General features: G+C 39.5%; 39 protein-coding genes and 1 tRNA gene. 36 read left to right on the top strand and 4 right to left on the bottom strand.

Translation table 11 applies throughout. The features are described 5' to 3' along the window. The first annotated feature begins 54 nt into the window (after positions 1–54). The 31 genes from fusA to rplQ all read left to right on the top strand — a co-directional run bounded on the left by fusA (position 55) and on the right by rplQ (position 17524). Positions 55–2148: an elongation factor G gene (fusA, locus tag AAW31_RS16715; protein ID WP_046851110.1), complete on the top strand. Its 2094-nt coding sequence runs from the start codon at positions 55–57 to the stop codon at positions 2146–2148. A gap of 22 nt (positions 2149–2170) precedes the next feature. Next, on the top strand, positions 2171–3361 hold the full coding sequence (gene tuf, locus AAW31_RS16710; RefSeq protein WP_046851109.1) for an elongation factor Tu: 1191 nt from the start codon (positions 2171–2173) through the stop codon (positions 3359–3361). Between the two features lie 70 nt (positions 3362–3431). Then, a complete protein-coding gene (rpsJ, locus tag AAW31_RS16705) occupies positions 3432–3740 on the top strand; it encodes a 30S ribosomal protein S10 (protein ID WP_046851108.1) in 309 nt (102 codons plus the stop codon). Between the two features lie 72 nt (positions 3741–3812). Next, positions 3813–4466, top strand: a complete 654-nt coding sequence (gene rplC, locus AAW31_RS16700) for a 50S ribosomal protein L3 (RefSeq protein WP_046851107.1) — start codon at positions 3813–3815, stop codon at positions 4464–4466. A gap of 53 nt (positions 4467–4519) precedes the next feature. Beyond that, the gene (gene rplD, locus AAW31_RS16695) at positions 4520–5137 is read left to right on the top strand and encodes a 50S ribosomal protein L4 (protein WP_046851106.1); all 618 of its coding nucleotides are present in this window, start codon (positions 4520–4522) and stop codon (positions 5135–5137) included. Then, positions 5134–5466: a 50S ribosomal protein L23 gene (gene rplW / locus AAW31_RS16690; RefSeq protein ID WP_046851105.1), complete on the top strand. Its 333-nt coding sequence runs from the start codon at positions 5134–5136 to the stop codon at positions 5464–5466. Before rplD ends, rplW begins: the two co-directional genes overlap by 4 nt. A gap of 3 nt (positions 5467–5469) precedes the next feature. Then, entirely contained in the window at positions 5470–6303 is an 834-nt protein-coding gene (gene rplB, locus AAW31_RS16685; RefSeq protein ID WP_046851104.1) for a 50S ribosomal protein L2, read from the top strand. Between the two features lie 5 nt (positions 6304–6308). After that, entirely contained in the window at positions 6309–6593 is a 285-nt protein-coding gene (gene rpsS, locus AAW31_RS16680) for a 30S ribosomal protein S19 (RefSeq protein ID WP_046851103.1), read from the top strand. 11 nt (positions 6594–6604) lie between these two features. Beyond that, positions 6605–6934 carry a 50S ribosomal protein L22 gene (gene rplV, locus AAW31_RS16675; protein ID WP_046851102.1) on the top strand — a complete coding sequence of 110 codons (330 nt, stop codon included), beginning with the start codon at positions 6605–6607 and terminating at the stop codon, positions 6932–6934. A 31-nt stretch (positions 6935–6965) separates the two neighbouring features. Further along, positions 6966–7691 (top strand): 30S ribosomal protein S3, encoded by a 726-nt coding sequence (rpsC, locus tag AAW31_RS16670; protein WP_046851101.1) that lies wholly within the window; start codon positions 6966–6968, stop codon positions 7689–7691. Positions 7692–7769: 78 nt separating this feature from the next. Next, on the top strand, positions 7770–8186 hold the full coding sequence (gene rplP, locus AAW31_RS16665) for a 50S ribosomal protein L16 (protein WP_046851100.1): 417 nt from the start codon (positions 7770–7772) through the stop codon (positions 8184–8186). Positions 8187–8190: 4 nt separating this feature from the next. Continuing rightward, the gene (gene rpmC / locus AAW31_RS16660) at positions 8191–8385 is read left to right on the top strand and encodes a 50S ribosomal protein L29 (RefSeq protein WP_046851099.1); all 195 of its coding nucleotides are present in this window, start codon (positions 8191–8193) and stop codon (positions 8383–8385) included. Further along, on the top strand, positions 8382–8636 hold the full coding sequence (gene rpsQ / locus AAW31_RS16655; protein ID WP_046851098.1) for a 30S ribosomal protein S17: 255 nt from the start codon (positions 8382–8384) through the stop codon (positions 8634–8636). Before rpmC ends, rpsQ begins: the two co-directional genes overlap by 4 nt. 120 nt (positions 8637–8756) lie before the next feature. After that, a complete protein-coding gene (gene rplN, locus AAW31_RS16650) occupies positions 8757–9125 on the top strand; it encodes a 50S ribosomal protein L14 (protein WP_046851097.1) in 369 nt (122 codons plus the stop codon). An 18-nt stretch (positions 9126–9143) separates the two neighbouring features. Further along, entirely contained in the window at positions 9144–9458 is a 315-nt protein-coding gene (rplX, locus tag AAW31_RS16645; RefSeq protein ID WP_046851096.1) for a 50S ribosomal protein L24, read from the top strand. Between the two features lie 15 nt (positions 9459–9473). Continuing rightward, positions 9474–10013 carry a 50S ribosomal protein L5 gene (gene rplE / locus AAW31_RS16640; RefSeq protein ID WP_046851095.1) on the top strand — a complete coding sequence of 180 codons (540 nt, stop codon included), beginning with the start codon at positions 9474–9476 and terminating at the stop codon, positions 10011–10013. Between the two features lie 7 nt (positions 10014–10020). After that, positions 10021–10326: a 30S ribosomal protein S14 gene (gene rpsN, locus AAW31_RS16635; protein WP_046851094.1), complete on the top strand. Its 306-nt coding sequence runs from the start codon at positions 10021–10023 to the stop codon at positions 10324–10326. A gap of 89 nt (positions 10327–10415) precedes the next feature. Beyond that, entirely contained in the window at positions 10416–10811 is a 396-nt protein-coding gene (gene rpsH / locus AAW31_RS16630; RefSeq protein ID WP_046851093.1) for a 30S ribosomal protein S8, read from the top strand. A gap of 12 nt (positions 10812–10823) precedes the next feature. Further along, a complete protein-coding gene (gene rplF, locus AAW31_RS16625) occupies positions 10824–11360 on the top strand; it encodes a 50S ribosomal protein L6 (RefSeq protein WP_046851092.1) in 537 nt (178 codons plus the stop codon). A 14-nt stretch (positions 11361–11374) separates the two neighbouring features. Then, positions 11375–11731: a 50S ribosomal protein L18 gene (gene rplR, locus AAW31_RS16620; protein WP_046851091.1), complete on the top strand. Its 357-nt coding sequence runs from the start codon at positions 11375–11377 to the stop codon at positions 11729–11731. A gap of 14 nt (positions 11732–11745) precedes the next feature. Further along, entirely contained in the window at positions 11746–12285 is a 540-nt protein-coding gene (gene rpsE / locus AAW31_RS16615; RefSeq protein WP_046851090.1) for a 30S ribosomal protein S5, read from the top strand. Beyond that, positions 12282–12473, top strand: coding sequence for a 50S ribosomal protein L30 (gene rpmD / locus AAW31_RS16610; protein WP_046851089.1), 192 nt, complete (start codon positions 12282–12284; stop codon positions 12471–12473). The genes rpsE and rpmD overlap by 4 nt, the downstream gene beginning before the upstream one ends. After that, entirely contained in the window at positions 12474–12905 is a 432-nt protein-coding gene (rplO, locus tag AAW31_RS16605) for a 50S ribosomal protein L15 (RefSeq protein ID WP_046851088.1), read from the top strand. Between the two features lie 14 nt (positions 12906–12919). After that, the gene (secY, locus tag AAW31_RS16600; protein ID WP_046851087.1) at positions 12920–14242 is read left to right on the top strand and encodes a preprotein translocase subunit SecY; all 1323 of its coding nucleotides are present in this window, start codon (positions 12920–12922) and stop codon (positions 14240–14242) included. 15 nt (positions 14243–14257) lie between these two features. Then, positions 14258–14476: a translation initiation factor IF-1 gene (gene infA / locus AAW31_RS16595; protein ID WP_046851086.1), complete on the top strand. Its 219-nt coding sequence runs from the start codon at positions 14258–14260 to the stop codon at positions 14474–14476. 47 nt (positions 14477–14523) lie between these two features. Next, the gene (rpmJ, locus tag AAW31_RS20215) at positions 14524–14637 is read left to right on the top strand and encodes a 50S ribosomal protein L36 (RefSeq protein WP_074667393.1); all 114 of its coding nucleotides are present in this window, start codon (positions 14524–14526) and stop codon (positions 14635–14637) included. A 42-nt stretch (positions 14638–14679) separates the two neighbouring features. Next, positions 14680–15039, top strand: coding sequence for a 30S ribosomal protein S13 (gene rpsM, locus AAW31_RS16590; protein WP_046851085.1), 360 nt, complete (start codon positions 14680–14682; stop codon positions 15037–15039). 35 nt (positions 15040–15074) lie between these two features. Further along, on the top strand, positions 15075–15464 hold the full coding sequence (gene rpsK / locus AAW31_RS16585; protein WP_046851084.1) for a 30S ribosomal protein S11: 390 nt from the start codon (positions 15075–15077) through the stop codon (positions 15462–15464). A 12-nt stretch (positions 15465–15476) separates the two neighbouring features. Further along, the gene (gene rpsD, locus AAW31_RS16580) at positions 15477–16103 is read left to right on the top strand and encodes a 30S ribosomal protein S4 (protein WP_046851083.1); all 627 of its coding nucleotides are present in this window, start codon (positions 15477–15479) and stop codon (positions 16101–16103) included. A 34-nt stretch (positions 16104–16137) separates the two neighbouring features. Then, positions 16138–17139 carry a DNA-directed RNA polymerase subunit alpha gene (locus AAW31_RS16575; protein WP_046851082.1) on the top strand — a complete coding sequence of 334 codons (1002 nt, stop codon included), beginning with the start codon at positions 16138–16140 and terminating at the stop codon, positions 17137–17139. After that, positions 17129–17524, top strand: a complete 396-nt coding sequence (gene rplQ / locus AAW31_RS16570; RefSeq protein WP_046851081.1) for a 50S ribosomal protein L17 — start codon at positions 17129–17131, stop codon at positions 17522–17524. Before AAW31_RS16575 ends, rplQ begins: the two co-directional genes overlap by 11 nt. Positions 17525–17646: 122 nt before the next feature. On the opposite strand, the gene AAW31_RS16565 is transcribed toward rplQ, so the two are convergent. The 4 genes from AAW31_RS16565 to AAW31_RS16550 form a co-directional block, all read right to left on the bottom strand. Continuing rightward, positions 17647–17958, bottom strand: a complete 312-nt coding sequence (locus AAW31_RS16565) for a hypothetical protein (RefSeq protein WP_144413006.1) — start codon at positions 17956–17958, stop codon at positions 17647–17649. Positions 17959–18526: 568 nt separating this feature from the next. Continuing rightward, complete coding sequence (locus AAW31_RS16560; RefSeq protein ID WP_200899657.1) at positions 18527–19510, bottom strand: BRO-N domain-containing protein; 984 nt, start codon at positions 19508–19510, stop codon at positions 18527–18529. A gap of 132 nt (positions 19511–19642) precedes the next feature. Then, the gene (locus tag AAW31_RS16555; protein ID WP_046851080.1) at positions 19643–19834 is read right to left on the bottom strand and encodes a hypothetical protein; all 192 of its coding nucleotides are present in this window, start codon (positions 19832–19834) and stop codon (positions 19643–19645) included. 364 nt (positions 19835–20198) lie between these two features. Further along, a tRNA-Leu gene (locus AAW31_RS16550) sits at positions 20199–20283 on the bottom strand. Between the two features lie 56 nt (positions 20284–20339). Here AAW31_RS16550 and rnr point away from each other — a divergent pair. From rnr to AAW31_RS16525, 5 genes are all read left to right on the top strand, one after another. Further along, positions 20340–22517 (top strand): ribonuclease R, encoded by a 2178-nt coding sequence (gene rnr, locus AAW31_RS16545; RefSeq protein ID WP_052752320.1) that lies wholly within the window; start codon positions 20340–20342, stop codon positions 22515–22517. Positions 22518–22688: 171 nt separating this feature from the next. Then, the gene (gene rlmB / locus AAW31_RS16540) at positions 22689–23432 is read left to right on the top strand and encodes a 23S rRNA (guanosine(2251)-2'-O)-methyltransferase RlmB (protein ID WP_046851079.1); all 744 of its coding nucleotides are present in this window, start codon (positions 22689–22691) and stop codon (positions 23430–23432) included. Positions 23433–23809: 377 nt separating this feature from the next. Next, positions 23810–24688 carry an IS982 family transposase gene (locus AAW31_RS16535; protein WP_046851078.1) on the top strand — a complete coding sequence of 293 codons (879 nt, stop codon included), beginning with the start codon at positions 23810–23812 and terminating at the stop codon, positions 24686–24688. 744 nt (positions 24689–25432) lie between these two features. Then, complete coding sequence (locus tag AAW31_RS16530; protein WP_046851077.1) at positions 25433–25792, top strand: IS630 transposase-related protein; 360 nt, start codon at positions 25433–25435, stop codon at positions 25790–25792. Beyond that, positions 25725–26258, top strand: coding sequence for an IS630 family transposase (locus tag AAW31_RS16525; RefSeq protein ID WP_309567619.1), 534 nt, complete (start codon positions 25725–25727; stop codon positions 26256–26258). Before AAW31_RS16530 ends, AAW31_RS16525 begins: the two co-directional genes overlap by 68 nt. Positions 26259–26380 lie beyond the last annotated feature (122 nt).

Genomic DNA, 26380 nt, shown 5'->3' with positions numbered 1-26380 from the left:
AAGAGTCATATTATTAAAAATTGGTTAAATTAGTAATTTAAGAGTTTAAATTTAATGTCTAGAAAAACGCCCATAGAGCGCTACCGCAATATTGGAATCATGGCGCATATTGATGCAGGTAAAACAACTACAACAGAGCGCGTATTGTTTTACACTGGAGTATCTCACAAGCTAGGAGAGGTGCATGATGGTGCGGCTACGATGGATTGGATGGAGCAAGAGCAGGAACGCGGTATAACCATTACTTCAGCGGCAACAACTTGTTTTTGGAAAGGAATGGCGGGTAACTATCCAGAGCATCGTATAAATATTATCGATACACCGGGTCACGTAGATTTTACTATCGAGGTAGAGCGATCTCTAAGAGTATTGGATGGTGCGTGCACGGTTTTTTGTGCGGTCGGGGGAGTGCAGCCTCAAACTGAAACGGTATGGCGGCAGGCCAACAAGTATAAAGTGCCGCGACTTGCTTTTGTCAATAAAATGGATCGCTCAGGCGCGAATTTCATGCGTGTCCTGGAGCAGATTAAAACGCGATTAAAAGCTAATCCCGTACCAATTCAATTGCCGATTGGTGCAGAAGACAAGTTTGAAGGTGTCATCGATTTGCTAAAAATGAAGGCAATTTATTGGAATGACGCTACTCAGGGTACAAAATTTGAGGAGCGCGAGATATCCGAGAGCTTAAAGAGTGAAGCAGATAGTTGGCATGAAAAAATGGTGGAGTCTGCTGCTGAAGCTTCCGAGGAACTAATGAATAAGTACCTTGAAGAAGGTGCTTTGTCAATAGAGGAAATAAAGCAGGGATTGAGGGCGCGTACACTGAATAACGAAATAGTGCCGATGCTGTGTGGCTCGGCTTTCAAGAATAAAGGCGTACAAGCAATGCTGGATGCGGTTTTGGATTATTTGCCAGCTCCGACAGATATTCCGGCAATTCAGGGAACCAAGGAAAATGGGGAAAAAGATGAACGTCATGCAACTGATAATGAGCCATTTTCTAGTTTAGCATTTAAGATTGCTACCGATCCTTATGTCGGTCAGTTGATTTTCTTTCGCGTGTATTCTGGCGTGGTTACCTCAGGGGATACTGTTTATAACTCAGTAAAAGGTCGGAAAGAGAGAATTGGTCGGTTATTGCAAATGCATGCTAATCAGCGAGAAGAAATCAAAGAGGTGCGTGCAGGTGATATTGCGGCTGCGGTAGGATTGAAAGATGTCGTGACAGGAGATACGTTGTGCGATACCGAGCATGTTGTAACGCTAGAGCGAATGGAATTTCCTGAGCCAGTTATCCATGTTGCCGTTGAGCCCAAAACCAAGAATGATCAAGAGAAAATGGGCATTGCGCTCAATCGCTTGGCGCAGGAAGATCCATCATTTCGAGTTCGAACTGATGAAGAATCGGGCCAAACCATTATCTCTGGCATGGGTGAGCTGCATCTTGAGATAATTGTAGATCGCATGAAGCGCGAGTTTGGTGTTGAAGCAAATGTTGGAGCGCCGCAAGTTGCTTACCGTGAAGCTATTAAGAAGAAAGTAGAGATAGAAGGCAAGTTCATCAAGCAAAGTGGTGGTCGAGGACAATATGGCCATGTTTGGTTAAGAATGGAACCAAATGAAGCTGGTAAGGGATTCGAGTTCATTGATGAAATCAAAGGTGGGGTTGTTCCTCGTGAATACATTCCAGCCGTTGAAAAAGGGTTGCAAGACTCCTTGGGAGCGGGAGTTCTGGCCGGCTATCCGGTGGTGGATGTTAAGGTGGCGTTGTTTGATGGTTCTTACCACGACGTAGATTCTAATGAGAATGCGTTTAAAATGGCAGCCTCGATTGCGTTTAAAGACGGTATGCGTAAAGCCAATGCGGTGCTTTTGGAGCCAATGATGTCGGTTGAAGTGGAAACACCAGCAGATTTTATGGGGAATGTTGTTGGAGACTTGTCATCTAGGCGAGGCATGATTCAGGGCATGGATGATACAATGGGTTTCAAAATTATAAGAGCAGAAGTGCCTTTGGCAGAAATGTTCGGTTACTCCACGATCCTGCGTTCTGCAACACAAGGTAGAGCGACATATACAATGGAATTTAAACATTATGCTGAAGCACCCAAAAGCGTTGCTGAAGCAATTATCAATAAAAGTAAATAATTATTGAAGATAAGGATATAGCATGGCAAAGAGTAAATTTGAGCGATTGAAGCCGCATATAAACGTTGGCACGATAGGTCATGTGGATCATGGCAAGACGACATTGACGGCAGCCATTACGATGGTATTGACGAAAAAATTTGGGGGAGAGGCGAAGTCGTATGCTCAGATTGACTCTGCACCGGAAGAGCGTGCGCGGGGAATTACCATTAACACGTCTCACGTAGAATATGAGACTGATAAGCGTCATTATGCGCATGTAGACTGCCCTGGCCACGCAGATTATGTGAAAAATATGATTACCGGCGCAGCTCAGATGGATGGGGCTATATTGGTCGTATCAGCTGCTGATGGGCCGATGCCACAGACGCGCGAGCATATCTTGCTGGCAAGGCAGGTTGGCGTGCCGTACATCATAGTTTATATGAATAAAGCAGATATGGTAGATGATCCTGAATTGCTTGAGCTGGTGGAAATGGAAATACGTGAGCTCTTGTCTAAATACGATTTTCCGGGGGATGATACACCGATCATCGTGGGTTCGGCATTGAAGGCGCTGGAGGGAGATCAGAGCGATATTGGAGAGCCCTCCATATATAAATTAGCGGATGCGCTGGATAGTTATATTCCTGAGCCACAGCGAGCCGTAGATGGTGCTTTTATCATGCCGGTGGAAGATGTGTTTTCCATCTCCGGACGGGGTACGGTTGTAACGGGGCGTGTCGAGCGGGGCATTGTTAAAGTGGGTGATGAGATTGAAATAGTGGGTTTGAAGCCGACATTGAAGACGGTGTGCACCGGTGTGGAGATGTTCAGGAAACTACTTGATCAAGGGCAGGCTGGCGATAATGTGGGAATATTGTTGCGCGGTACTAAGCGGGAAGAGGTTGAGCGTGGTCAGGTGCTTGCCAAGCCTGGGAGTATATTGCCGCATACGAAATTTACCGCAGAGATATATGTTTTAAGTAAAGAGGAAGGTGGAAGGCACACGCCATTTTTTGCTGGATATCGCCCTCAGTTCTATTTCAGAACAACAGACGTTACGGGATCGATAGAGCTTCCAGCAGGCACTGAGATGGTCATGCCTGGAGATAATATTTCGGTGACAGTCAACCTTATAGCTCCCATTGCGATGGAAGAAGGATTGCGGTTTGCAATCCGTGAAGGTGGCAGAACTGTTGGTGCGGGTGTGGTGGCTAAAATTATTGAGTAGAAATATTGCCAATTAAAATAGTGATCTAATTCTAGAATTAGAATACGGATCGGCTAATCTCAGGATTAATATGCAAAATCAAAAAATACGTATTCGTTTAAAAGCATTTGACTATCGGCTTATAGATAAGTCAGCAATGGAAATTGTGGAGACAGCGAAGCGTACAGGTGCTGTTGTTAGAGGTCCTGTTCCGCTACCGACGCGAATTGAGCGATTTGATATATTGCGGTCTCCGCACGTGAATAAGACTTCGCGCGATCAATTTGAAATTAGGACACATTTACGCTTGATGGACATTTTAGATCCGACGGATAAAACAGTCGATGCTTTGATGAAGCTTGATTTGCCCGCTGGTGTTGATGTGGAGATCAAGTTGTAACTTTATAAAAGTAATGTTGAGCATAAAGTTAGTGCTAGCTTTTAACGAAGATGTTTGCAAAGGAATAAATTAATGAGCATAGGTTTAATCGGTAAAAAAGTAGGTATGACCAGGATTTTTACTGATAATGGAGATAGCTTTCCTGTAACGGTGCTGGATGTATCGAATAATCGTATTACTCAGATTAAAAAATTTGAGACTGATGGTTACAATGCATTGCAAGTAACTTTTGGAATACAGCATGCTAATCGGTTAAGTAAACCGGCTCAGGGACACTTTGCAAATGCTGGAGTGGAAGCTGGGCGTGTTATTAAAGAATTTCGTGTAAACGCAGACGAGCTAAATGAAGTTAAGGCAGGAATGAAGCTTGAATTGAACATGTTTCAGGTCGGCCAGATTGTAGATGTAACCAGTAAAAGTATAGGCAAAGGATACGCTGGAACAATTAAACGGCATAACTTTTCCTCAAACAGAGCGAGTCACGGGAATTCAAGATCGCATAACGTTCCCGGTTCGATTGGTATGGCACAGGATCCAGGGCGTGTGTTCCCAGGAAAAAAAATGTCAGGAAGACTGGGTGGTGAAAAATGTACAATTCAGAATCTTGAGATTTTGCGTATAGATATGGATAGAGAGCTCATTCATGTAAAAGGGGCTGTTCCAGGCGCCAAGGAAGAAATTGTTGTATTGCGGTCGGGTATTAAGAGTAAGCCAAAAAATAAATAATAAATTCAGAATTTTGTAGTAAAAAATAAATCGCCAAAGAATAGGGGCCAGCAGTGGAAGCTAAATGTATTGGATCTGATGGGACAACGAGTAATATATCAGTTTCGGAATCAGTGTTCGGAAGAGATTATAATGAAACACTAGTCCATCAAATAATAACCGCATATATGTCGAATGCGAGACAAGGTACTCGTGCTCAGAAAGGCCGATCGGATGTAACGAAGTCTACACATAAACTTTGGAGGCAGAAAGGTACAGGTAGAGCCAGAGTTGGCGCGGCTTCTAATCCATTGTGGCGAGGTGGTGGTAGAATTTTTCCGAGCAGCCCAATGGAGAATTTTGCTCATAAAGTCAATAAGAAAATGTATCGGGCAGGCATATGTACTATTCTTTCTCGCTTACTAAGCGAAAATAGATTGCATTTAATTGAGGAGTTTTCAGTTGATACTCCAAAAACTAAGGAGTTAATTAATAAGCTAGAAGCGCTAAATTTTAAGAATGTTTTGATTATTACAGAACAGGTTAATAATAATCTTTATTTGTCTTCAAGAAATGTGCCTATGGTAAGTGTAATTGATGCATTACACATGGACCCTATAAATTTAATAAAGCACAATGACATTCTAATGAGCCGTGAAGCATTGGTGAAAATTGAGGAAATGTTAAAATGAAATCTTCTAGTATCAGCCCTGAAAGAGCTCTGCAAATTATTCTGGCTCCTCAAATTTCTGAAAAAGCAACATTAATCGCAGAAAAAGATAATCAAATAGTTTTTCGTGTTCTACCCAGTGCAGATAAAAATGAGATTAAGGCTGCCGTTGAGTATCTGTGGAAATCTCAAAAAATAGAAGTGACAAAAGTGCAGATATCAAATGTTAAAGGAAAACAAAAAAGATTTGGCCGATATATGGGGCGGAGAGCAAGTTGGAAAAAAGCATACGTTGGCATCAAAAAAGGCCAGGAAATTAATTTTTCTGAAATAATAAAAGGCGAGGATTAAGTAATGGCTTTAGTAAAAGTTAGACCAACTTCTCCTGGGCAGCGTGCTGTTATTAAAATTGCAAATAAGGAATTATATAAAGGGAAACCTTATTCTGCACTCGTAGAAAACAAACAGAAAACTGCAGGCCGTAATAATTCCGGGCGCATTACACTACGTCATAAAGGCGGTGGCCACAAAAGAAATTACCGAATGATTGATTTTCGTCGTAACAAAGACGGAATCATCGCTAATGTAGAGAGAATAGAATACGATCCTAATCGTAGTGCTAATATAGCTTTGTTATGTTATCTCGATGGAGAAAGACGCTATATTATTGCGCCTAAGGATATAGAGATTGGTAGTAAATTGCTGAGCGGCGTTAAGGCCCCTATCAAGACTGGCAATGCAATGGAATTGCGGCACATACCAATTGGAAGTACCGTGCATTGTATAGAGTTACAACCCGGTAAAGGCGCGCAGTTGGCACGATCTGCCGGTTCTTCAGCTCAATTGCTCGCGCGAGAAGGAAGTTACACACAAATACGATTGCGTTCAGGGGAAATTCGTAGAATACATATAAATTGTAGGGCTACAATTGGTTCTGTAGGGAATGATGAGCAAAGTTTAAAATCGATTGGAAAAGCGGGTGCACAGCGCTGGCGGGGTATTAGACCAACAGTACGAGGTGTGGCAATGAATCCAATCGATCATCCACATGGTGGTGGTGAGGGGAAAACGGCTGCAGGTCGACATCCTGTAAGTCCTTGGGGATTGCCTACCAAGGGGTTCCGAACCAGAAAAAATAAGCGCACGGAAAACATGATCGTGCGTCACAGACATTCTAAGAAGGGTTAAGTTTTATGGGACGATCTGTTAAAAAGGGTCCGTTTGTAGATACCAATCTTTATAACAAAATACAAAACGCTAAAGCTAATAATGACAAGAGGCCAATTAAAACGTGGTCTCGTAGATCAACTGTAATTCCAGATTTTATTGGTTTAACTATAGCAGTACATAATGGCAGGCAACATATACCTATTTATATTACTGAAAATATGGTGGGGCACAAACTAGGAGAGTTCTCGCTTACTCGAACTTTTAAAGGCCATGCTGGCGATAAAAAGACTGCAGGATCTAAAAAATAGGAATATCAATTATGCAAGCAACTGCAATATTACCAAGCACTAGATTGTCTGAACAAAAAGGGCGCTTGGTGGCAAATCAAATACGAGGTTTAAAAGTAGCTAAAGCAATTGAGTTATTGACTTTTAGTCCAAAAAAAGGGTCAGCTATTATTCTAAAACTTCTTGAAACAGCCATAGCTAACGCTGAGCATAATGAAGGTGCTGATATCGATGAGCTGCATATATCAGAAATTATGGTGGATCGTGGAACATACCTAAAGCGATTAAGTACTCGAGCAAAAGGACGAGGCAATCGCATAATGAAACCAACATGCCGTATTTTATTAACAATTAGCGATTAAAAATTATTTGCGAAGAGCTTGGCGATAGATTATGGGACAAAAAATAAATCCTACAGGATTCCGACTTTCTGTACTAAAGAATTGGTCATCAAAATGGTTTGCACATGGTAAAAATTTCTCAAAATTATTAAATGAGGATATTAAAGTTCGAGAATATCTTCGAAAGAAATTATCTCATGCTTCTGTCGGCCAGATTGTAATTGAACGCCCTTCTAAAAATGCACGTATAACGATTTTTAGCTCGCGTCCTGGGGTTGTTATAGGCAAAAAAGGGGAAGATATTGAGATTCTAAGAAAAGAGCTCGAAAAATTGATTCGTATTCCTGTGCATATAAATATCGAAGAGATAAGAAAACCAGAAATTGATGCGCAACTGATTGCTGATAATATTGCTCAGCAACTAGAAAAAAGAATTATGTTTAGAAGAGCAATGAAAAGAGCCATACAGAACGCAATGAGATTAGGCGCTCAAGGTATTAAAATTATGAGTTCAGGGCGTTTAAATGGCATCGAAATAGCGCGTACTGAATGGTATCGAGAAGGACGTGTTCCGCTACATACATTGCGAGCAGATCTTGATTATGCTACTTCAGAAGCTAAAACAACGTATGGAATTATTGGTATAAAAGTGTGGATTTTTAAGGGAGAGCAGTTAGAGACTAGGAACCGTGACCTGACTTCAAGCACACCATATTCTTTAGCAGCAGAAGAAAATAAAAAGCGTACGGATAAAATGATTACAGAAAAGACTGCGTAGAGATAAAGTGTATAATTCTTAATGTTAATCTAATCGCAAATATAAATTCTTTCAACACATTAAAGGTTAATAAATAAAATGCTCCAGCCAGCAAGAACAAAATACCGCAAGCAGCATAAGGGGCGGAATACTGGAATTGCTACTAGCGGTAACAAAATTAGTTTCGGTGAATATGGATTGAAGGCCGTTGGCCGAGGCCGAATAACTGCTAGACAGATCGAAGCAGCGCGTAGAGCAATGACAAGGCATATTAAGCGAGGAGGAAGAATTTGGATTAGAATATTTCCAGATAAGCCAATTTCGCAAAAACCTGCTGAAGTTAGAATGGGTAAAGGGAAAGGTAATCCTGAATATTATGTATCAGAAATAAAACCAGGTAAGATGCTATATGAAATGGATGGTGTTGATGAGCAATTAGCAAGAGAAGCATTTAAGCTTGCAGCTGCCAAATTGCCAATAAAAACGCAATTTATGGTTCGTCATATAGGAAGTTAAAGCAATGAAAGCAAGTGAGCTTAAGAAAAAAACTGATGAAGAACTGAAAAATGAATTAATGTCTTTGTTACGAAGCCATTTTAATTTAAGAATTCGACACGCAACTCAGCAACTTGAAAATGTATCTCAATTAAGAAATGTGCGGCGAGATATTGCCAGGGTTAAAACAGAGCTTAATCAAAGAGTTAGAATGTCATGAATAACGATAAAAAACCTAATACCCTAGTAGGCAAAGTAGTGAGTGATAAGATGGATAAAACTATCACGGTGCTTGTTGAACGAAAAATAAAACATCCACTTTATGGTAAAACTATTATACGTTCAAAGAAAATTCATGCTCATGATGAAAATAACCAATTTAGTATGGGCAATTTAGTGATAATACAAGAAGTACGGCCATTATCAAAAACTAAAGCGTGGCGTGCAGTCAAATTATTGACTAGTAATTAATTGACAAACTGAAAATAATCATTTGTTGCATGCTCAATATTAAATTCTTTTGATGTGAAAAAGATTTAATTAGACAAAAAGATAAAACAAATTAATTTATTTATATACACGGATTAAAAAATGATTCAGCCTCAGACGATACTGAATGTAGCAGATAATACAGGTGCGCGATCTATCATGTGCATTAAAGTGCTAGGAGGATCTAAGCGGCAGTATGCTGGTATCGGCGATATTATCAAAGTAGCTGTAAAAGATGCAGCACCCCGCGGTAGAGTTAAAAAAGGTGAGGTTTATAATGCAGTAGTCGTCCGTACAGCAAAGGGGGTTCGTCGATCAGATGGATCATTGATTAGATTTGATGCTAATGCCGCAGTAATATTAAATACCAAATTGGAGCCTATTGGAACACGTATTTTCGGTCCAGTTACAAGAGAACTCCGAACGGCTCAATTCATGAAGATAGTATCACTTGCACCCGAGGTAATGTAAAAGCATTCAGGTATTAATATGAAGAAAATTAAAAAAGGTGATGAGATTATAGTTCGATGTGGTAAAGATAAAGGTAAAAGAGGCACAGTATTGCGGTATGTAACTGATAATTATATCGTGATACAAGGTTTAAATATGTTTAAAAAGCATGTAAAGCCCAATCCGACAAAAGGCACTGTTGGAGGTATTACTGAATTTGAAAAACCAATACATATATCAAATGTGTCAATTTATAATCCTACCACCAAAAAAGCGGATAGAGTTGGTATAAGATTAGATGATAATAATAAATCCCGGATTTTTAAATCTAATAAAGAGCAGGTTAGTATTTAACAAGGTATAGTCTAAATGGCCAGATTACAGGAATTTTATAATCAAAATGTAAAGCAGCAATTAATGCAGCAATTTAGTTATAAATCAGTTATGGAAGTGCCACGAATTACCAAAATAACTCTCAACATGGGTGTTGGTGATGCGACATCGGATAAGAAAAAGATTGAAAATGCGATGAGCGATCTTGAAAATATTAGTGGACAAAAACCTATTACTACAAAAGCAAGAAAATCTATCGCCACATTTAAAGTGAGAGTTGGCTATCCTATTGGGTGTAAAGTCACTTTACGCGGTAAAAGAATGTTTGAATTTCTTGATCGATTAATTAGTGTTGCTATTCCTCGTATTAGAGATTTTCGTGGAATTTCTGGAAAAGGGTTTGATGGGAGAGGGAACTATAATCTCGGAATTAAAGAGCAGATCATTTTTCCTGAAATTGAATATGAAAAAATTGATGCATTAAGAGGCATGAATATTACGCTAACAACTACAGCGAAGACTGATTTAGAAGCAAAAGCATTATTGTCAGCTTTTAAATTCCCATTTAAAAATTGAGACTGGAATGGCAAAAAAATCTCTTATAAACAGAAATTTGAAAAGACAAGCAACAGTAAAGAAATACGCTAATGTTAGACAATCTTTATTAGAAATCCTTGCTAACAGTCAAGCGAGCTTTGAAGAAAAGGATGAGGCTAGAAAAAAATTGCAAAATTTACCGAGAAATTCTAGCTTTACACGACTACGGAATCGATGTGAGCTCACTGGTAGACCAAGAGGATATTATCGGAGATTCGGATTAGGGCGGAATAAACTAAGAGAACTTGCTATGAGTGGTCAAATTCCTGGAATGATTAAAGCTAGTTGGTGAATGATTTAAACTATAACGATAATTAATACAACAAAATAGTGATCAACAAATTAAATATTAATTCAGTAAAGTTTTTATAGGTAAAAAATATGAGTCTAACGGATCCAGTAGCTGATATGTTAACCCGCATAAGAAATGCGCAATTATCTCAAAAATCCTCTGTGCTCATGAGTTCATCTCAGTTAAAAAAAGCTATCGCTGAGGTGCTTAAAGATGAAGGCTATATTGAAGATTTTCAAACATACTCAGAAAAAGAAAAAATAAATCTGGAAATCAAGCTAAAATATCACGCTGGCCATCCTGTTATAGAGAAAATATCTAGAGTTAGTCGTCCTGGATTAAGAGTATATAAATCTTGTTCTGAGTTACCTAATGTAATGAATGGATTAGGTATTGCAATAGTATCTACATCCAAAGGTGTTATGACAGAAGAAAAAGCGCGACTGAATGGAATCGGTGGCGAAGTTTTATGTATAGTAGCTTAAAGGATTAATTTAATGTCGCGAATTAGCAAGAAACCAATTCAAATACCGAATAATGTTGATTTCAGTATTTCAAATAGCGAAGTAATCGTTAAAGGTCCGTTAGGCTCTCTTCACCAACGCCTCTCTGCTGATCATATTACCATCGCGAATGAAAATAATGAATTATTCGTTAAATCAACGAATTCGACAAAACAATCTCATTCATTATCAGGAACAATGCGATCTTTAATTAATAATATGATAATTGGAGTAACTTCTGGTTTTGTGAAACGATTAAATATTGTTGGTGTAGGTTATCGTGCACAGGCGAGTGGTGATACATTAAATTTGAGTCTGGGATTCTCTCATCCTATTGCTTACAAAATGCCGAATGGCATTACAGTTGAAACACCTACTCAAACAGAAGTCGTGATTAAAGGAATTAATAAACAACAAGTTGGACAAATAGCAGCAGAAATTCGCGCATTTCGACCTCCTGAGCCTTACAAGGGTAAGGGTGTGCGCTATGCTGATGAAGTGATAACCCTTAAAGAAACTAAGAAAAAATAGTAAATAGGAAGCTCATGAAAAACCTTAAGCTATCTCGCATAAGAAGAGCTCGCAGAACACGAGTTAAAATTGCATTGCTAAAAACTTACCGGCTTTCAGTGCATCGCAGTAATAAACATATTTATGCGCAAATTATAGATGATGAAAATAGTAAAGTATTAGTAAGTGCATCAACGCTTGAGAGCGACGTTAGAAGTATCATAACGAATGGTGGCACAGTGCAAGCTGCAGAATTTATTGGTAAAAGAATAGCAGAAAAATCTAAAAACCTAGGAATTGACACCGTTGCCTTTGATCGATCCGGCTATAAGTACCACGGGCGAGTCAGAGCATTAGCTGAGGGTGCTCGAAATGGTGGAATTAAATTTTGAGATAAGGAATATTAATGTCTAAAGCTTCAAGAACACAAAACATTACCTCGGTAAATGATGAGCAGACCGATGAGCTTAAAGAAAAAATGGTCTCGATTAACCGTGTTACTAAAGTTGTGAAGGGTGGACGCATCCTGGCCTTTGCTGCGTTAACAGTAGTAGGTGATGGTAAAGGCAGAATTGGTATGGGTAAAGGTAAATCCAGAGAAGTACCTGTTGCCGTTCAAAAAGCGATGGACGAAGCGCGACGCAAAATGGTTAAAATTGAGTTAAAAAATGGTACTCTTCAACATGCTGTTGTTGGAAGACACGGTGCTGCCAAAGTATTCATGCAACCCGCTTCTGAAGGAACCGGTATAATAGCAGGTGGACCAATGAGAGCAATATTTGAAGTTATGGGCATTACTAATGTACTTGCCAAATGTATTGGATCAACTAATCCTTATAATGTTGTGCGCGCTACCATTCAAGGGCTTGAATCAATACGTACGCCTTCAATGATAGCTTCTAAAAGAAGTAAAAATCTTGAAGAGATTTTAGGAAAGCTAAAATGATAAAAGATAAGAATGCGATATTGAGGGTTAAATTAGTTAAGAGCTTGATAGGTAAAAAAAACGAACATCGTAGAATAATTGCAGGATTAGGTTTAAAACGAATAAATAGTATTACGATTTTACAAGATAGCCCCTCAATAAGAGGTATGATAAATAAAGTCTCATATTTGGTTAAGGTTGAGCAATAAATGTATTTAAGTAATATAAAATCAAATAAAGAATCGCGGAAAGCCAAAAAAAGAGTGGGTAGAGGTATAGGCTCAGGCTTAGGTAAAACAGCAGGAAGAGGCCATAAAGGACAGAAATCTCGAGCTGGCGGCTTCCATAAAGTAGGCTTTGAAGGTGGACAAATGCCTTTACATCGACGTTTACCTAAGCGTGGATTTACATCCCTCGACAATACACAAGTTAAAGAAATCAAATTATCAATCCTTGCTCAATCCTTTAATGAGATTAATGGAATAGACGACTTGAAAAAGGCTCGGTTAATAGCGAATTCGATACAAACGGTGAAAATATTATTTGATAAGAAAATAAATACAGCATTAGTGATTAAAGGATTGGCTGTATCAAAAAATGCAAAAGAAGCTATAGTTAATGCTGGTGGCAATGTTGATTAATTAAAGGAATAGTTTTGGCTGCAAATAAATTTAATAAAGATGTGAATAAATATTCGGATTTGAAACGAAGACTCTGGTTTTTGTTGTTTGCACTCATCGTTTACCGAATTGGAGCTCATGTGCCTGTTCCTGGAATAGATCCAATTGTTCTGAAAGATTTATTCGATACCCAAGAAGGCGGCATATTAGGTATGTTTAATATGTTTTCCGGCGGAGCCTTATCACGTTTTTCAATATTTGCATTAGGAATAATGCCTTATATTTCAGCATCTATTATAATGCAATTAGGGACGATTGCTATTCCATACCTTGAGTCGCTTAAGAAAGAGGGGGAGTCTGGAAGAAGAAAAATAACACAATACACTCGCTACGGCACGGTAGTTCTTGCATTGGTGCAAAGCTATGGAATATCAATCGCTTTACAGTCTCAGGCTGGATTAGTAATAGAACCAGGGATATTTTTCGTAATAACAACTGTTACTACATTGGTAACAGGTACCATTTTTCTCATGTGGCTTGGCGAGCAGATTACTGAACGTGGAATCGGCAATGGAATATCACTGATCATCTTTGCTGGAATAGCGGCTGGCTTACCTGCAGCTATTGGTGGTACGCTAGAATTAGTTCGAACAGGTGCTATGCATTTTCTAGTTGCTTTAGGAATATTTATAGCGGTCATTGCTGTAACAGGATTCGTTGTTTTTGTGGAACGTGGACAAAGAAAGATTTTGGTAAACTATGCGAAACGGCAAGTAGGGAAACAAGTTTTTGGAGGGCAAAGTTCACACTTGCCGTTAAAATTGAATATGGCGGGTGTAATACCTCCAATATTTGCCTCTAGTATTATTTTATTTCCCGCTACGATGGCAGGTTGGCTGTCAACTGATGAATCAATGACTTGGTTAAAAGATATAAGCGGTGCTTTATCTCCAGGTCAGCCGATGTATGTTATTTTATATGCTGCGATGATTATGTTTTTTTGTTTTTTCTATACAGCGCTTGTTTTTAATCCAAAAGAAACAGCAGATAATCTTAAAAAGAGCGGAGCGTTTATTCCCGGTATTCGTCCAGGCGAGCAGACAACGCGTTATATTGAAAAGATCATGCTTAGACTTACACTTGTTGGAGCTATGTATGTGACGCTTGTCTGCTTATTGCCTGAATTTTTGATATTGAAATGGAACGTACCTTTTTATTTTGGTGGTACTTCTTTACTTATAATAGTTGTTGTAACAATGGATTTTATGGCACAGGTTCAATCACATGTTATGTCAACCCAATATGAAAGCTTGCTTAAGAAAACTAGTTTTAAAACTAGCCCTTATATATCGCGTTAGAATGTGGTCATAATAATGGCAAAAGAAGAAACAATTCAAATGCAAGGCGAGATACTCGAAACGCTGCCAAATGCTACATTTAAAGTTAAACTGGAGAATGGTCATATTGTGTTAGGCCATATATCAGGGAAAATGCGCATGAATTATATACGTATATTGCCTGGGGACAAAGTGACTGTAGATTTGACTCCCTATGATTTAACTAAAGCTAGAATTACTTTTAGAACTAAATAAAATCAAGCTCTTAAATAAACATTATTCAATTAAAAAGGAAACATCAATTGAAAGTATTTGCTTCTGTAAAGAAAATATGCAGAAATTGTAAAATAATTAGACGCCAAAGGGTTGTAAGAGTTGTTTGTATTGATCCCAGACACAAACAACGACAAGGTTAATATTTAAGCATTGGCTAATAAAATAATATTCAAGGTGAGTAAATGGCGCGTATAGCCGGAGTTAATATACCTAATCATCAACACGTCAAAATTGCTTTAACGGCAATTTATGGAATCGGCAATTCAACTTCACAAAAAATATGTAGTGAATTGGGGATTGAAGGTTCCATTAAATTAAAAGATATATCAGAAGCCCAATTAGAGCAAATACGCGAAAAAGTTGCCAAATATACTGTTGAGGGTGATCTTCGACGTGAAATATCGATGAATATTAAAAGATTAATGGATCTTGGCTGTTATCGCGGATTGCGACATAGAAGGGGTTTGCCTGTAAGAGGACAGCGTACGAGAACGAATGCCCGTACTAGGAAGGGACCGAGAAGATCTGCAAGTACACGATAATCATCTATAAATATTGATTCTAAGGTAATAATTTAATGGCAAAGGTTCAATCTAGATTACGAAAAAAAGTTAAGAAAAATATTGTTGAAGGGATCGCACATATACATGCTTCATTTAATAATACAATTGTTACGATTTCCGATAGACAAGGTAATGCTTTATCATGGGCAACCTCAGGAGGAGCGGGATTTAAAGGTTCACGAAAAAGTACTCCTTTTGCTGCTCAAATTGCTGCTGAACAAGCTAGCAAAATTGCACATGAATATGGAATTAAAAATTTAGAAGTACGTATAAAAGGACCTGGGCCGGGTAGGGATTCAGCAGTCAGATCGTTAAATGCTGCTGGCTTTAAAATTACTAGTATCTCCGATGTTACCCCTGTACCCCATAATGGATGTCGACCACCAAAAAAACGTCGAATTTGAGAGGAATATTTAGTGGCTAGAATTCTTGAACCAAAGTGTCGGCAATGTCGTCGAGAAGGTGAAAAATTGTTCTTGAAAGGTGATAAATGCTTTTCAAGTAAATGTGGAATTGAAAGAAGAAATTACCCTCCAGGCCAACATGGTCAGAAAAAGAGTAGAATTTCGGATTATGGATTGCAATTAAGAGAAAAACAAAAAGTTCGTCGCATTTATGGATTACTTGAACGGCAATTCCGAATTATTTACAAAAATGCTGACAGAATGCGTGGTGTAACTGGTGAAAATTTGTTACAAATGATAGAGAGTAGATTAGATAATGTGGCCTATCATATGGGATTTGGATCTTCAAGATCTGAATCTAGACAAGTTGTGCGACATAACTGTATATTAGTGAATGGGCATCGAGTTAATATTCCGTCCTATCAAGTTTCGCCTGGAGATATTATTGAAGTAGCTGATAAGGCTAAGAATTATCTTAGAATAAAATCATCTCTTCAATCTGCTGAACAACGCGGCTTTCCTGCATGGTTGGATGTAGATGTCAAAGCTATGAAAGGTACATACAAAATGAAACCGGAAAGATCTGAGTTATCATCTACTATTAATGAGTCTTTGATAATTGAGTTATATTCAAAATAATTAATTTTATATCTTTCTAGTTAAGGATTTATACATGTCGAGTAGCCCGTATCTTATACCTAGAATAATAGAGGTCCAGAATATTACTCCTGTCTTGGCTAGAGTGATAATGGAACCATTCGAGCGTGGGTATGGTTATACATTGGGTAATGCATTACGAAGAGTTTTACTGTCCTCAATGCCTGGATCTGCAGCTACAGAAATTCGAATAGCCGGGGTGGTACATGAGTATTCTACGCTTGAAGGCGTACAAGAAGATGTTATTGATATTCTTCTGAATCTCAAAAATATCGTTTTTAAACAGCATAGCAATACAAAATCTGTATTAACATTGAAAAAGAATATAGATGGACCAGTTACTGCTGCAGATATTGAGAGTACCCATGATGTTGAGATTGTGAATCCTGATCACGTCATTGCGCATATCGTAAAGGGTGGAACTATTGATATGCAAATTATCGTTGAAAAAGGACGCGGTTATGTTCCCGCTAATGTAAGACGTTCGGCAGATATGGATACTCAAGTTGGCAGCATATTATTAGATGCCTCTTTCAGTCCAATCAAAAAGATTAGCTATTCTGTTGAAAATGCACGCGTAGAGCAGCGTACTGATTTAGATAAATTAATAATTGATATTGAAACAAATGGATCTGTTGATCCTGAAGAAGCAATTCGATATGCTGCAAGAGTACTTGTAGATCAATTGTCAGTTTTTGCTGAGCTTGAAACCACTCCTCTTCCTAAAGAGCAGCCTAAAATACCGCAAATTGATCCGATATTACTACGTCCAGTTGATGATTTAGAACTTACTGTGCGTTCAGCAAATTGCTTGAAAGTAGAAAATATTTACTATATCGGAGATTTAATACAACGTACTGAAGCTGAGCTACTCAGAACGCCGAATTTAGGAAGAAAATCACTTAATGAAATTAAGGAAGTGTTAGCAGCTCGAAATTTATCTTTAGGTATGAAATTAGAAAATTGGCCACCGGCTAATCTAGAAAATCAGGGAAAGGAAACTGGTCATGCGTCATAAACATGGACTTAGAAAACTAAATCGCACCAGTAGTCATAGATTGGCGATGTTTAGGAATATGGCTAATTCACTATTACGCCATGAAATAATTAAAACTACTTTGCCAAAAGCAAAAGAGTTGCGCAGAGTTGTTGAGCCCCTTATAACAATAGGAAAAGACCCTACTGTTATAAATAAAAGAATAGCTTTCAACCGGTTGCGGGATCGCGACATTGTTGTTAAATTATTCTCTGATCTGGGAACTCGTTATAAACTGCGAAATGGTGGATATCTTCGAATTTTAAGATATGGATTCAGGAGAGGCGATAATGCACCTATGGCGATAGTAGAACTCGTAGATCGACCACAGGATGCTGATATATCTGCTACTCCAAAAGAAGAATAAAACTAATTTAAGTCTAAAATGTTTGATTTTAGACTTAAATACATATTGTTAGAATATGATTAGGCTACTCGATCAAGTAGTCTTTTTCATATGAGATTAGATCGCCTTGTGTTCTCTGCCAATCATGGTATCTGCTTCCCAGTAATTAACCATTCTCCTCGGTTTGCTATCTCAGGAAATCTATCAATATCTACCCGGTTGTGGATGTGCTTACGGCTGCATGTGATGCCACCATAGCGTTTGTGATATTTCTTCGCATGGTGGCGTAAATTCAGGTGCAGCTGGTCACCTTCCGCCCGTTTAACCTTTAAGATATACTGGTAGATGGTTTCATGGCAGATACTGGCCCAGCCTTCCCGTTTCAACCTGCCACTGATCTGCTCGGGACTCCACTGTTGCCGAAGCATCACGTTAATAAAATCCCCTAGCTCCATTGTCTATTTTAATGGCTTTGGGTTTGTCTGTGTATGGCGTTGTTTGGCCTTCCTGTCGCGTGCATATGATAATAGACGTGCATCACCGTGTTTCGTATAAGTTCTTGACTAAGGGGATTGAGCACGATTCATCCTAAATTCTTCTGTTGGAATTTAAATTCTATCAACAGTTCCTGGCCAAAAATATTAACTTCTCCTAAGTTATTGTAAACAAGCTGAAAGCTAGATGTGACAATACTTTGAGAAGATTTTGATTATTTTATTAAAATCTCACCTGATTGGTGATGCCATAAATCTCTCAAAGTGCCTTAATCAGTAGGTTCTTAAGCAGTTTAAAAGATTTCAACTGAGGAATTTAGGCTCATATGCCGTGCTATCCGATTCCGCGAATCCTCCTGTTTCAGACGTATTCCAATATAATTTCTCAGTCTCAGTAAGAGTAAGCTATACATAAGCCATAATTACTCCCGTCAGTTATATGTTGGAATGCCTTTTACCATTCCTTGCTTTTGACTGCCTCCGTTGGAAAGATCCCGGTCTGATAAACGAGCTATGTGAAAAATTTTAATTACTCTTTATCAGGAATCAGAGCCAATTGTTTAGGGTCATTTATGCGGTTACCTCCTGATAAAAAATTATCTGAACTAACAATCCTCTTGCCAAGTTTCTTTTCTAACGTTCTGGCAGCACCTCCAGCAATTTTGCCACCAGCTTTAGCTGCTTCTGCATTTTCATTTAACCCTTGTGCATCTGAGGAAACGGCAATAGCGGTAGTTGATTTTTCACCAAGCATAGTAAATATTAATTCTAAGTCAGTCATATGATCTCGTAGTCTATGATTCTTTAGCCCTTTTACTTTCTTGTGTGTAGAAACGTCAATACCAAAAGTCTCACAGGAAATAATATTGGTTAAGTACCCGTATTCTTTATCCTGCACACCTCTATTCTTCCATTCATTAGTTAATTCTTTGCGAGTTACTATTGATCTAATCCTTGCATCAATCCAATCTTCTGTTCGCCCTTCTATTTGCCATTGGAGAATAGCTCTTTTGACTCCAATTTCTGGATTTTGTATTTCTTGTATTCGCTCATATCCAACTTTAGCCAGCCACTTCTTAAAAGGTTCGGCTTTTTTTGATGGAATTGACTGTACTATTCTAAAAAGGGTTTCAACATTCACTACTTCTGTAGAGTAATACTTTCCATCAGATGCCTTCATTTCCAGTTTTATGATTTTATTAGAAAGCTCATAAAGCTCTTCTTTTTTAAAAAGCTTTGATTTTAAATTTGTCCAATATTTACTCGGTCTATCTGTTTCTGTGATGGCTTCGATTACATCAACTATAGAAAAATGCCACTCATTTTCATGAAATACCTGTCTAATTTCTTTATTTTTAAATAGAACTAACTGTTCCTCTCCCTCTTTAATAATTTTGGTATTTTCATCTTTCTTATTAACTTCTTTTTTTGTAACTTTTGCAATACGCTTTATTGCCTCATCCATTGGCATATCAAGGCCGAAAGATTTTTCATATTTCTTATCCTCGCTCATTGGATCAACTCCTTATATGTGATGCGCCTGTTTGTATGTGATAAAAGTCGTTAAACTTTTGTATCTTCATCCTGTTTATCAGGTCATTAAGTCAATGAGAAGATTGTACAAGATTAAAATATGATCACCCTCTTAATTATCAAATAAGAGCAATCTTTTCTGTTTGATCAGCACCTCTATACGGACAAATAGCCGGGTCAGCACGAAGACCGGCGGGGAATGGTTGAGCAGAGCGCGCGTATCCGTGTTTGCGAAGGCGATACCTTGACCATCAGGCAACATCAAGGGATACTGGTCACTCTGGCAGAGTTGAAATCGCGTCATAGCGGGTTGACTACCAGCCAAACATGCTGAAGGGCTAATAGAAAGGACCAACAATTTACTGCTTTCCCACCAGCATAGATGTCATACTGAAATATTGTGCGTTAGCAACGAATTTGCAGGATAGGAAGTGATATCATCTCAAAGCTGGAAGCAGCCATCTACCTTGCACATCCCGACCATTCATAAAAGGAAGAAAAAAGTTGCCCATCAAATTTGGGTCAACATGATTAAAAATTGGATAAACTGGGGGTTAAATGGATTGTCTAATTTTTAGCCAGCAAAATTTTTTAGGCATATTCTTTGGCATAGAAAATTTATTTAATTAATAATTTTCTATTATAATCAAGATATTGATTATAAATGGTGGTGCCCAGAAGAGGACTCGAACCTCCACACCCGAAGGCACATGGACCTGAACCATGCGCGTCTACCAATTCCGCCATCTGGGCAATACTCCTAACCAAGTGATTAGGAGCAACTCGTGATTCTATAGGAAACAGTCATTTTGTCAATCAACAAGAAAATTAGAAAGAGCCAGCTACGTAAACATGATCCTTTTATCGAGCGCGAAAGCGAGCGATATGGCACACCTTTGCCAAGTCGAGAGTTCATATTACAAGTACTTGAAGAACAAGGCATACCTGTAAGCGAAACAAAATTACGTAAGCTGTTGGATATAACCCCAAAAGAAACTGAATTTTTTAATAGGCGATTGGCAGCTATGATTCGTGCCGGCCAAATCATGCTCAATCGCAAAGGGGATATTTGTGTCATTGAAAAACTTGAACTGATCAGAGGAACGGTACAAGGACATAGTGATGGCTATGGCTTCTTGATTACCGATAATGGCGGGCCTGATTTATATGTTAGTGCCAAAGAAATGCACAAGGTGCTTGATGGTGATCGTGTCATCGCGCGAGAAATTGGTATAGACCGTCGTGGTCGTAGTGAATGTGAAATCGTGGAAGTGCTTGAACATGTCAACACACACTTAATAGGAAGATTCTATACCGAGTGTGGTATTTTTTTCGTAGTTGCTGAAAACAAGCGTATTAGCCAAGACATACTGATTCCTCGTGAAGCTACTATGAAGGCTAAGACTGGTCAGGTTGTAATGGTTCAAATTGTACAACAACCTGATATCCATACCAAGCCTATTGGCCATGTTCTTGAAATTCTGGGTGAATACACTTCACCTGGCATGGAAATCGAAATCGCATTACGTACACATGACTTACCCTATGAGTTTACATCTGAGATAGAGAAAATCTCTGCCAAATTTCCCAAAAAAGTACTAAAAAAGGAGCTTACCAAGCGAAAAGATATCCGTCATTTACCTCTTGTTACAATCGATGGTGAAACCGCGCGTGATTTCGATGATGCAGTTTACTGTGAACGGGATGGAAAAGACTATCGGTTATATGTCGCCATCGCGGATGTCAGTCATTACGTGCATGATGCTGATGCGCTAGACCAAGAAGCATACAAAAGGGGTAATTCGGTATATTTTCCACAACGAGTGATTCCGATGTTACCAGGAGTACTCTCCAATGGTTTATGTTCGCTTAATCCGCATACGGATCGTCTTAGTATGGTATGCGAAATACAGTTAGCTACAAATGGTGAATATGTAGATTATCTATTTTATCCAGCAGTCATGCACTCACATGCTCGTCTTACATACAACCAAGTTGCAGCGATGCTGAATAAGCCCAAAGAGCCCGATACCGAGCCATATACCGAACTACTACCGCACATTCAGTTACTTTATAAAGTATATCAAATTTTGCAGAAAGCACGCAAGAAACGTGGAGCCATTGATTTTGAAACAATTGAAACCCAAATGATCTTTAACGATCAGGGCAAGATTGAGCAGATACTACCGGTACAACGTAATGTGGCGCATCGCCTGATAGAAGAATGTATGCTGGCAGCTAATGTCTGTGCCTCAGATTTTTTGCAGAAACATAGGCACCCCGTTTTGTATCGTATCCATGAGGGCCCAGCACCAGAAAAATTAGAGGCACTACGAGATTTTCTTAAAGAATTTGGCTTGCAGTTAGGAGGAGGGAGTGAACCACATGCCAAAGATTTTGCTAAAGTTTTAACTAAAATCAATGGTAGAGCCGATGCCCAATTATTACAGACTGTGATGTTGAGATCGTTGCGACAAGCGATATATAGTCCTGAGAATATGGGCCATTTTGGATTGGCTTATGAAGCCTATACTCATTTCACTTCACCCATTCGGCGCTACCCTGATTTACTAGTGCATCGCGCAATCAAAGCAGTTCTAAGTAGCGATACTTATTCACCATCGGTTGGCGGCTGGCATGAGCTGGGTAAGCATTGCTCAATGACAGAGCGTCGCGCTGATGAAGCGACACGTGATGTTGAATCGTGGCTTAAATGCTTTTATATACAGGATAAAATTAATGATTGCTTCGATGGTGTTATCAGTGGTGTCACTGCCTTTGGTTTATTTGTTGCACTTGATCAAATTTATGTGGAAGGATTAGTCCATATCTCAGAGTTGCCCAGCGATTACTTTCATTTTGATAGCACTAAACACATGTTATATGGTGAACGCACTGGAAAAAAATATCGCTTGGGTGACCGTTTACATGTCAAACTTGTAAGAGTTGACTTGGAAACCCGCAAAATAGACTTTGTTCTTGCTTGAAAAGCAAAAAAATCATAAAACTCAAATTTTCTGGCTCTATATGAATTTTAGTGGATGCGAGCAAGGAACACCCATGATTAATGGAAACTATCACTAGAAGCGTACGATTCTTTCAGATAATTGTTTAGGATAGAGCATTTACAACAATTCTCCTGAGCGAGCGACAAACACATGTCTCAGACACGACATATTTTTGGATTTCATGCCATTATGAGCCGTTTACGGCAGAATCCGGACAGTATCAAAGAAATCTATATCGATTCAGCGCGACATGACCAGCGTGCACGCGATCTATGCAAACTTGCTGAAACCAAAAATATTCGGTTAATGGTTTGCGATAACACGAGGCTGGCTAGAATGGTGGGCATCACTCACCATCAAGGTGTCGTGGCTAACATCATGGTCACTCAGAGGTACGTCACCATTGAAGATATCTTGGAGGCAGTAAATGAACTCCCTTTGCTCCTAATATTAGATGGCATCAAGGATCCACACAATTTAGGAGCATGCTTGCGTGTTGCTGATGCATTAGGGGCGCATGCTGTCATTGCACCTAAAGATCGCTCCGTAGGATTGACGGCTACAGTGCATAAGGTTGCTAGCGGTGCCGCTGATACTGTACCTTTTGTTACCGTCACCAACTTAGCTCGAACTTTACGTGAACTCAAAGAACAAGGTATCTGGGTTATCGGCACTGCGGCTGAAGCGACTGATCTCCTTGAGAGTATTTCACTTAATGGTCCTATAGCTTGGGTATTAGGTGCAGAACACGAGGGCATGCGTCGCCTGACAAAGGAAACATGTGATCAACTGGTACGTATTCCAATGGTCGGCAGTGTTGAAAGCCTGAATGTATCAGTGAGTGCTGGGATTTGCTTATTCGAGACTTTCCGCCAGCGATCAAGAAAAGTTTGATTAATAGGTAAAGGTGATAATTTTTAGTTTTTCTGAAGAAGCTAGGTTTAATTTTGATTAGGAGGTTCATATCTCTTGAGACGCGTTAAAGGCATCTCGATTTATACATTAGTCGTATTTTTCGCTTCTTTTATTTATTTTGTGTATCCTACTCGGTTTATCCACTATTGAAGAAACAGAAACATTTTTGAACGTGGTTCTTGACAAGAGTATTTATGCTCTAGTCATGGGGTTGACCTAAAAATTTACGGAAAGATTCCTGCGCAGCTTACCTATTAACGTGAGTTCGACATAAGAAAAGCTGTAAAAGAAACCTGAATTCCTTATGATGAAATGGTTTTGCAAAAGAATTTCATCATGAGAGGAGTCAGATTTCCATGGATACTACAACGATTTTTTGTGAGAGTGACGAATTTTGTAAAGAGTTTGAGCCGCAATGGGAGCAGCACTTATTAGAGTCATCGCTGAAACAGCGTCGGCGGCAAGGAGCGCTGTGTCTAAGCGAAATCATGACCATCATGGTCGGGTTTCATCTATCCGGGTACCGGACGTTTAAACACTATTACCTGAATTACGTGTTGAGGTATCAGCGCGATTATTTTCCAGGGTTGGTGAGCTATAACCGCTTTGTGGAGCTGTTGCAAGGTAGCCTGGTGCCTTTGTGCTGTTTTCTGACCAGTCGCTTTGGGCAATGTAGTGGGATCAGTTTCATTGATTCGACTAAGATTAGTGTGTGCCATAATCGCCGTATTGGGTCTCATCAAGTAATGGCAGGGTTTGCTGCCCGGGGAAAGACCAGCATGGGTTGGTTTTATGGATTCAAGCTGCACCTGGTCATTAATGACCAGGGAGAATTGCTAGGGGTAAAAATAACGGCGGGCAATGTGGATGACCGTGACCCGGTACCAGAGGTGACCCGCTCCTTGTTTGGCAAACTCTTCGGTGACCGGGGCTACATTTCGCAATCACTCTTTGAGCAACTCCGCGAGCAAGGTGTGCAGCTCATCACCAAAGTACGCAAGAACATGAAAAACAAGCTGTTGCCGTTGTTTGACAAGCTGCTGCTACGTAAACGTTCGATCATTGAGAGCGTCAATGACCAATTGAAGAATATCTCGCAAATCGAGCACTCCCGCCATCGCAGCCCAGTTAACTTTTTTGTTAATCTGATAGCCGGATTGGTGGCTTACACCTTTCGCGAGAAGAAACCCTCACTTAATATCAGGCTCCCTCAAGCTCTTCCAGTCGTGATTTGATGATTCTTATGTCGAACTCACGTTATTAGCTAAATAAACAACTAAAAATAGCGCCAGATAAAAGACGATTAGAGCAAAAGATGCAGATGAGTTTGGGCTCAATAGAATTGACGCAATGTCTAAGGTAAGACAAGGTACTGATGAAGATTGATGCACTGATTGATTGGTAGAAGTTACGACTAAATCTTAGAGGTTAATACAAGCACGAACTATCGAATGGTGGAGGATAAGAGCCGTTTGACGCACTGATGATGTTCAAAGCGATCCTTGCTTTTTTATGGCATAGTTTGTGGGATGTTGCATTGGAACAGGCGCTGTGCGTGCGGATTAATTTTCTCCATTTTTGGGACAGCTAAACGCTTATTCGGAATGGAGCGCCAGTTATTTTAGAACGGTAAAAATCAATGCTCAAATTTTGGTGAGAAATAATGGCATGAATCTGAAAAAAATCTGTTAATAAAATTTTCGTAGATGAATCTCAAGATGAGTAGTCCGCCCTAATACAGCATAAGGATAAAAAACTGCGTTAAAAAAGGTAAAAATTCACTTTTTCTGACAGAAAAAGTGAATAAAACTATTATTTGGAAATTTTCTTCCCCACTCACTAAACAAAATTTTCAGAGTTGTGTAAAGGTCTTTAATAGAGATGAAGTAAATGAGCATCGCGGGCATTCAATCCAACCGAGGTGACGGTTATCAAACACTAGTATAGCATGTCCCCTATAAATTGATTATAATTTACAGATGACCTATCCGATATTATTTCGCCGTAAAGTATTATCCGTTCGTGAGAAGGAGAACCTCTCAATGGCGCAAGTGGCCAAGCGTTTTGGTATAGGTGTGGCCAGCGTGATGCGTTGGATCAAAACTCCCGATCCCAAGACCACCCGCAACAAACCTGCCACCAAGATCAACATGGAAATGTTGGCGCAGGACATCAAGAATTATCCGGACGCGTATCAGTACGAGCGCGCCAAACGGTTGGGTGTCAGCAAGCAAGGCATTAACCATGCTTTAAAGCGTCTGGGCGTGACTTATAAAAAAAAGCCTGTGTCACCCCAAAGCCAGCGAAAAAGAGCGGCGTATCTTCCAGCAAAAAATTGAAGACTATGAGCGAGCAGGCCGCGTTATCGTCTACCTTGATGAAAGCGGCTTTGCGCACGACATGCCACGCACGCATGGCTATGCGCCAGTGGGTGAGCGCGTCCATGGCGTAAAAGACTGGCATGCACGAGGTCGAACCAATGTGATTGGCGCTCTCATCGGAAAGACGCTGCTGACCATAAGTCTGTTCATCGCCAATATCACCGCTGACATTTTCTATGCGTGGATAACGCAGGACCTTTTGCCTAAACTTCTGCCCGCTTGCGTGATTGTCATGGACAACGCAACCTTTCATAAACGGCAGGATATCCAAACCGCCATTGCCAATGCCGGGCATACACTTGAATACCTGCCGCCTTATTCCCCTGACTTAAATGACATTGAACCCAAATGGGCTCAGGCCAAAGCCATCAGAAAAAAGGAAGGTTGTTCCATCGAGCAGCTCTTTGCCGCTTATGAAATTTAAATCATTTTATATGGGATCTGCTATAGCATTTGATTGGGCATTAACTGTATTATCCGACCCTGACTTTCACTGGATTGAGGTTGATTCTGTATCGTGTCCAGTTGACGATGTAGTAATCGGAA

Origin of the sequence: Nitrosomonas communis (genome assembly GCF_001007935.1) — a bacterium.
GTDB lineage: Bacteria > Pseudomonadota > Gammaproteobacteria > Burkholderiales > Nitrosomonadaceae > Nitrosomonas > Nitrosomonas communis.
This window is presented reverse-complemented; position numbering and strand designations above follow the sequence as displayed.

Excerpts from the sequence above, each read along its gene's own strand:
- AAW31_RS16575 (WP_046851082.1), top strand. The coding sequence starts at position 16,138 with ATGTCGAGTAGCCCGTATCTTATACCTAGAATAATAGAGGTCCAGAAT.
- rpsN (WP_046851094.1), top strand. The coding sequence starts at position 10,021 with ATGGCAAAAAAATCTCTTATAAACAGAAATTTGAAAAGACAAGCAACA.
- AAW31_RS16535 (WP_046851078.1), top strand. The coding sequence starts at position 23,810 with ATGGATACTACAACGATTTTTTGTGAGAGTGACGAATTTTGTAAAGAG.
- rplC (WP_046851107.1), top strand. The coding sequence starts at position 3,813 with ATGAGCATAGGTTTAATCGGTAAAAAAGTAGGTATGACCAGGATTTTT.
- rplE (WP_046851095.1), top strand. The coding sequence starts at position 9,474 with ATGGCCAGATTACAGGAATTTTATAATCAAAATGTAAAGCAGCAATTA.
- AAW31_RS16560 (WP_200899657.1), bottom strand. The coding sequence starts at position 19,510 with ATGAGCGAGGATAAGAAATATGAAAAATCTTTCGGCCTTGATATGCCA.
- rplV (WP_046851102.1), top strand. The coding sequence starts at position 6,605 with ATGCAAGCAACTGCAATATTACCAAGCACTAGATTGTCTGAACAAAAA.
- rplW (WP_046851105.1), top strand. The coding sequence starts at position 5,134 with ATGAAATCTTCTAGTATCAGCCCTGAAAGAGCTCTGCAAATTATTCTG.
- rplB (WP_046851104.1), top strand. The coding sequence starts at position 5,470 with ATGGCTTTAGTAAAAGTTAGACCAACTTCTCCTGGGCAGCGTGCTGTT.
- rpsS (WP_046851103.1), top strand. The coding sequence starts at position 6,309 with ATGGGACGATCTGTTAAAAAGGGTCCGTTTGTAGATACCAATCTTTAT.
- rpmD (WP_046851089.1), top strand. The coding sequence starts at position 12,282 with ATGATAAAAGATAAGAATGCGATATTGAGGGTTAAATTAGTTAAGAGC.
- fusA (WP_046851110.1), top strand. The coding sequence starts at position 55 with ATGTCTAGAAAAACGCCCATAGAGCGCTACCGCAATATTGGAATCATG.
- infA (WP_046851086.1), top strand. The coding sequence starts at position 14,258 with ATGGCAAAAGAAGAAACAATTCAAATGCAAGGCGAGATACTCGAAACG.
- rpsJ (WP_046851108.1), top strand. The coding sequence starts at position 3,432 with ATGCAAAATCAAAAAATACGTATTCGTTTAAAAGCATTTGACTATCGG.
- rpmC (WP_046851099.1), top strand. The coding sequence starts at position 8,191 with ATGAAAGCAAGTGAGCTTAAGAAAAAAACTGATGAAGAACTGAAAAAT.
- rpsE (WP_046851090.1), top strand. The coding sequence starts at position 11,746 with ATGTCTAAAGCTTCAAGAACACAAAACATTACCTCGGTAAATGATGAG.
- rpsC (WP_046851101.1), top strand. The coding sequence starts at position 6,966 with ATGGGACAAAAAATAAATCCTACAGGATTCCGACTTTCTGTACTAAAG.
- rpsM (WP_046851085.1), top strand. The coding sequence starts at position 14,680 with ATGGCGCGTATAGCCGGAGTTAATATACCTAATCATCAACACGTCAAA.
- AAW31_RS16555 (WP_046851080.1), bottom strand. The coding sequence starts at position 19,834 with ATGACGCGATTTCAACTCTGCCAGAGTGACCAGTATCCCTTGATGTTG.
- rplF (WP_046851092.1), top strand. The coding sequence starts at position 10,824 with ATGTCGCGAATTAGCAAGAAACCAATTCAAATACCGAATAATGTTGAT.
- rpsH (WP_046851093.1), top strand. The coding sequence starts at position 10,416 with ATGAGTCTAACGGATCCAGTAGCTGATATGTTAACCCGCATAAGAAAT.
- AAW31_RS16565 (WP_144413006.1), bottom strand. The coding sequence starts at position 17,958 with ATGGAGCTAGGGGATTTTATTAACGTGATGCTTCGGCAACAGTGGAGT.
- tuf (WP_046851109.1), top strand. The coding sequence starts at position 2,171 with ATGGCAAAGAGTAAATTTGAGCGATTGAAGCCGCATATAAACGTTGGC.
- rplO (WP_046851088.1), top strand. The coding sequence starts at position 12,474 with ATGTATTTAAGTAATATAAAATCAAATAAAGAATCGCGGAAAGCCAAA.
- rplP (WP_046851100.1), top strand. The coding sequence starts at position 7,770 with ATGCTCCAGCCAGCAAGAACAAAATACCGCAAGCAGCATAAGGGGCGG.
- rplX (WP_046851096.1), top strand. The coding sequence starts at position 9,144 with ATGAAGAAAATTAAAAAAGGTGATGAGATTATAGTTCGATGTGGTAAA.
- rplQ (WP_046851081.1), top strand. The coding sequence starts at position 17,129 with ATGCGTCATAAACATGGACTTAGAAAACTAAATCGCACCAGTAGTCAT.
- rplR (WP_046851091.1), top strand. The coding sequence starts at position 11,375 with ATGAAAAACCTTAAGCTATCTCGCATAAGAAGAGCTCGCAGAACACGA.
- AAW31_RS16530 (WP_046851077.1), top strand. The coding sequence starts at position 25,433 with ATGACCTATCCGATATTATTTCGCCGTAAAGTATTATCCGTTCGTGAG.
- rpsQ (WP_046851098.1), top strand. The coding sequence starts at position 8,382 with ATGAATAACGATAAAAAACCTAATACCCTAGTAGGCAAAGTAGTGAGT.
- rlmB (WP_046851079.1), top strand. The coding sequence starts at position 22,689 with ATGTCTCAGACACGACATATTTTTGGATTTCATGCCATTATGAGCCGT.
- rplN (WP_046851097.1), top strand. The coding sequence starts at position 8,757 with ATGATTCAGCCTCAGACGATACTGAATGTAGCAGATAATACAGGTGCG.
- rpsK (WP_046851084.1), top strand. The coding sequence starts at position 15,075 with ATGGCAAAGGTTCAATCTAGATTACGAAAAAAAGTTAAGAAAAATATT.